The organism is Emticicia sp. TH156 (genome assembly GCF_002855535.1).
GTDB classification, from domain to species: domain Bacteria; phylum Bacteroidota; class Bacteroidia; order Cytophagales; family Spirosomataceae; genus Emticicia; species Emticicia fluvialis.
The window spans coordinates 1-4,783 of the sequence record NZ_PKRS01000026.1 but is presented as its reverse complement, the minus strand read 5'-3'; the positions used below and the strand labels follow the sequence as shown (position 1 = coordinate 4,783).

The following is a 4,783-nucleotide window of genomic DNA, read 5'->3' as shown; positions in this document are numbered from 1 at the left end:
CTTTTGAAGAATTGTACTACCAAAAAATAGGTTCAAAAAGTAAATATTTGTCTTTTAATAATTCGCAAAAAGTGTAAACTAAAAATGAACCACGTCATTGTTGCATATTCGTTTACAGATATACGAACTAAAGAATAGGGGAGAGAAAGTCACTTATTTAGGGTTGGCCAATCACCTGAATGACACTATGATTGAGACCCGGAGGCACTGTAAGTTCCATGCCTCACAGGTCAAGCGGCTTATGATCAGGCATGGATTAAATAAATAAAAGTCAGACTATTGTCAGTCTGACTTTCTTTTTCTTATTATTCTACCTACACACTCAATAGATCTATTCATGGTATGGGCTATCTGTTGTAGTGTATATCATTCAGTTCTCAACTCCATGATTACTGACTTCTCACTTTCCGTGAGTTGTGGACGCTTAGAGATACCATGCTTATATCTCCAGCGTTGTTGTGCTTGTGTATCTGCCATAAGATTCTTAAAAAGATAAAACTCTAAACTTCCTATACTCAATAGCATATCAATTATTCACAATAAGCTCTATAATCTGATACTTACACTTATTCTTAGCGATCCAGCTCATCTGGTCATCATATGTTTTGAAAGACTTTGTTTTTCGGTAACTCATGAAAAAAGTCAGACTTAGGAATTAAAACGATTACCCTATACATCGTGAGGTATTGTGTGTGGATATTCTTGAGGTCTGTCGCACTAAGCACCAAGTACGCTGTCAGTTATACTCATCTAAGGGAGTTATAGATCTATGTTACCGTTAGTTATCTAAGATCTTCAATAGATACATTCTCTAGTTCCTTAACTACACGAGCACGAATGCTACTATCATTATCTGACTCATCGAATGAGATATATACATCTTTATACAGGTTTGTTGATTCGTGTCTGATTCTAATAGATACAGGATATACATTGTATGTTCTGTTATACTTACCTGTTCACTTGCGAGTATTCATTCATACGCCACATAGGTAGAATCAATTAACAGTTAGTGGTGATACACCTCGTGTACCTAGTGTGTCAAGAATCTTGTAGATCCTCTGTCTGTCAGTTCTAGTAGTAATCATTAGTAGTAGATATATAAGAATAAAGGTTACTCATTACTTGAGTGTTATCAGTATACGGATTGTCTACAGAATTGCAAGTCTTTTTGTAGATAATATACTATTTAATCTACAGAAATTGAGAAAACAAGCATAAATAAGCCATACTTGGAATATATCAGACTATGACATTTTATTGAAATAATACATAATATTGGTAATAATCACTTGATTATTAGACATTTTGGGTTATATTCTACACATGAAGTTGTACACTGATAAATCAGAAATTCAAGCAACCTATAACCGCAAGTTCTGACAACTACAAAGGCGGTTAAAGGATGAATTGAGAAAATTTGATTTGTGAATTAACGTAAGGAAGAATAAAAAGAGAGTAAATGAAAAATACTCTAACTCCCGGTACGATAAGACCTGTATGAGATTAGCGAAAGCTATAGTCAAAAAGCGTGATAAAGTTTGTCAAAGATGTGGGAGTAATAAAAATCTCCATTGCTCTCATGTCATAAACGACTGATCTGATACTAGAATGTACATTGATCCCGATAATATGAAACTACTCTGCTACTCCTGTCATATTGAATGGCGACATAAAAGACCAAAGGAAGCCCTAGAATGGTTTATAAGCAAACGACCCGGCCGTTGGGAAATGCTGGAGCAAAGAGCAAAGAGTCATGATAAATGATCAATACCTACATCGTGGCGAGAATCTACTTACAAGAAACTTCTCAATTGACGATACTAGTAAGTTATTTAATTCATTATTATATCTCAAATGACCTACTCATCTTTTGCAAAATGTGTAAGAAGTGACATTAAAAAAGCAGGTGAACCTGTTTACATCGAAGAAAAAGAAGTATTAAAAAACTTCCCACAAAACAGAAGTCTCAAATCAATCCTCTCGAATCTACGTGATTATCATGGTATCCATTGAACTGTAAGGGTCAAGAATTGTACGAGATACTTGGTATTCTCAATTGTTGAAAAGAAAAAGATAGTTGATCGCTCAAACTATATGTATACTTCGGACAGAGAATCGAAACCAAAAATTTTAAGTATAGATGAGAAGATATGGAATCTAGTTCAAGAAAATAATGAGTATAAAGAGAGAGCCAGACAAAACAGTATATACATTAAATTTATTGCAGCACTAGCTGTAGCCTGAGTCTTTGGATTAGCAATAGTATCTCGCATGTAAGGTAAGTAGAGAAATCTACTCTCTCTCCAGTGGTAGAAATATCACTTTACAATCTTCGCTAGTGGTCAGGCTATACAGAGTAACGTCTTCCTGCGTACTGATTACAGTATATAAGGAAGGGATACGTCATACTGGGTGAGGTCTGTATCACTGGAGAGGGATCCTCTATATTTATTATTAAAATCACACACCATGTCATTACCAGAAGAAGTAAACACACCTACTATCGGATCAGCAGAAATCGAAGATGGTCAGCTACAATCTAATGAAGAAGTAACTGACGAATCAATCGAAGAATCAACGGAAGAAGATGGAGAGGTAGAATAATCTACCCTCTTATTATTGATGCGGAGTGGAGTAGCCAGGTAACTCGTTGGTCTCATAAGCCAAAGATCGTAGGTTCAAATCCTACCTCTCGCAATACAATTGAATAATATCCATTATCATTAGTTATAAGAGATATAGAAACCTATATCTCCATAACCAATAAATAAATGATTATTTAAAGAAGTTAATTAAATTAATAATTATATCTGTAAATGTTAAAATGTTTTTAAAGGTCACATTTTTCTTAACCCACTTTTTGAGCTTTTTCATAAGAAATTATCTTTTCTTATAAATATTAAGCAGAACAAGTTTTTAAAGTTTTTTCAAAAAAATACTGAAAAATAATCCGTTTATTTTCCAATAATCCAATGATATTGTCAGACGAAGAACTAATTACAAAGTACGCCAAAGTGTGGTGTAAGAAGCGAGAAATCCCTTATAATCAAGGTAAGTCAGAAGAGCTACTTAAAGATACACTATCATACTGATGCTACGGCTTAAATACGAGACTTTGTGAAATTTGAGATGCTCTTATTAAAAAATTTGAGCCTATCTTTAATGTAATACTCAGATTTATAAAATTGTAAGAAAGCAATACAAGGAGCTTAAATATATATTAGTGAATCTTGGAATATTGAAGAAAAAATTTAATATTCGGGAGTTATTAGCTAATCAACACCTTTCATAAAAAAATTACTCTATTGAATGGCAGATTCACTTTCTAAAAAAAACCTTAAAGAGTCAGATATAGATTATATAAAAATTCTTTTAAATGACAAACTTAAATTATCTTCCGCATTCACAAATTGCGTTGACTGGAAGACTGTAAATGATGTTGAAGAATCTGTAGCTACTCAAATGGCTAATGAAGGTAAGATGCTACCTGGTTTTGATTATAAAGATGAAGACAACTACGAATCGGGTTATATGAAATGGACTAAAAAAGCAACTAGGTCATCAGAAGGTCGATACGATGCTGGATACTATAGCGGCGATTTCATGATGCTAGTTCACGATATATTATTTAATAGGTGTCAATACCAACTACTTATGGACATTGAACCGATTAAAACGATGCTTTACCAAGTTGTTTGTGAAGATTTATCTTATTGCAAGAATAAAAAAAAGGATGAGGAGGTAGGTCTAGCAATAGGAGTCTGTGAGGCTTTAATTGCATTGAAACTTAATACTGGATTCCCTATAGTAGCTGTGGCCGTTTATCTGACAAAAAAGGGGTTTCTTGATCGATTATGTCAATGTAAATAGAAAAATGCTTGAAATTAGTATGCTTACGCTAATCTTTAAGCATAACTCAAAAGTGATAAAAAAGTATAATGAGAAACCTTTAGATTTTCACTATTATGAGATGTATTGGTATTACAGGAAAATATAAAAGATGCGAAAATAACTGTAAATTCATCTATTGTTATCATCATCGTTTTCAATGGTGGGCCGTATTTTTAATTTTGGCCTCCTTGCTAGGGTTTTATCAAGACTTTATTCCTTTAATTACTACCGAAAATAAGAATGAAAACAAAGAATTAAGTAACTTACTTAAATATCGGAAGAAAAAAATAGATGAGGGTTATTTGAAGCTTGTTAAAACAGCTAAAGAGATTGAAAAGGACACCACTGAAACCTCTGTTATAAAAGAAAAAGTTAATGAAAGTATAAAAAAAATAACATCCTCGAAATCAGAACTAGATACATTAATAAGTGAGCATTTTTTAGCAGTAGAGAATGGTGATCAGGTACTAAGTCATGAACTACATTCAAAAATTAACAACTTTCCAAAAGACAATAATTTACATTTAGAGAGATTACAGCTTGATTTGAATCGAAAATCTTTATGGAAAAAATATTTGTTGGAATATCAAGTTTGGATCGATCAAATATGTCAAATGAATACTAAAGAATGTTTTGCTGATCTACGGCTCAGAGATGTATTGTATTTAGAGTATAAAAAAGAAACCTTAAAGTTTCTTTTAAGTGGGGGAGAAAGCGACTCTATCTATGTAGATAGTTATCTCATTCATAGATGTGAACGAAGCATTAAAAAACCAAAATATTATTATATAATCTGAGATGGTTCATTAAATCGGCACACTTATTTGCATAAATTTTGCAAACATGGGAGATTCAAAAAAGCTGATGAGTCGTCGTAGTTACGATGCTG

At 32.8% G+C, this 4,783-nt stretch carries 3 protein-coding genes and 1 tRNA gene; all 4 read left to right on the top strand.

All coding sequences use genetic code 11. The features are described from left to right. Positions 1 to 2,472 precede the first annotated feature (2,472 nt). The 4 genes from C0V77_RS23510 to C0V77_RS22705 all read left to right on the top strand — a co-directional run bounded on the left by C0V77_RS23510 (position 2,473) and on the right by C0V77_RS22705 (position 4,691). Entirely contained in the window at positions 2,473 to 2,607 is a 135-nt protein-coding gene (locus C0V77_RS23510; protein ID WP_255408995.1) for a hypothetical protein, read from the top strand. A 19-nt stretch (positions 2,608 to 2,626) separates the two neighbouring features. After that, positions 2,627 to 2,701 (top strand) — tRNA-Met (locus C0V77_RS22715). A gap of 611 nt (positions 2,702 to 3,312) precedes the next feature. After that, on the top strand, positions 3,313 to 3,873 hold the full coding sequence (locus tag C0V77_RS22710) for a hypothetical protein (RefSeq protein WP_101728685.1): 561 nt from the start codon (positions 3,313 to 3,315) through the stop codon (positions 3,871 to 3,873). A 95-nt stretch (positions 3,874 to 3,968) separates the two neighbouring features. Beyond that, complete coding sequence (locus tag C0V77_RS22705) at positions 3,969 to 4,691, top strand: hypothetical protein (RefSeq protein ID WP_101728684.1); 723 nt, start codon at positions 3,969 to 3,971, stop codon at positions 4,689 to 4,691. Positions 4,692 to 4,783: the final 92 nt, after the last annotated feature.

Bases quoted from the DNA above. Each gene is read 5' to 3' on its own strand.
- C0V77_RS22705 (WP_101728684.1), top strand. From the start codon at position 3,969: ATGAGATGTATTGGTATTACAGGAAAATATAAAAGATGCGAAAATAAC.
- C0V77_RS23510 (WP_255408995.1), top strand. From the start codon at position 2,473: ATGTCATTACCAGAAGAAGTAAACACACCTACTATCGGATCAGCAGAA.
- C0V77_RS22710 (WP_101728685.1), top strand. From the start codon at position 3,313: ATGGCAGATTCACTTTCTAAAAAAAACCTTAAAGAGTCAGATATAGAT.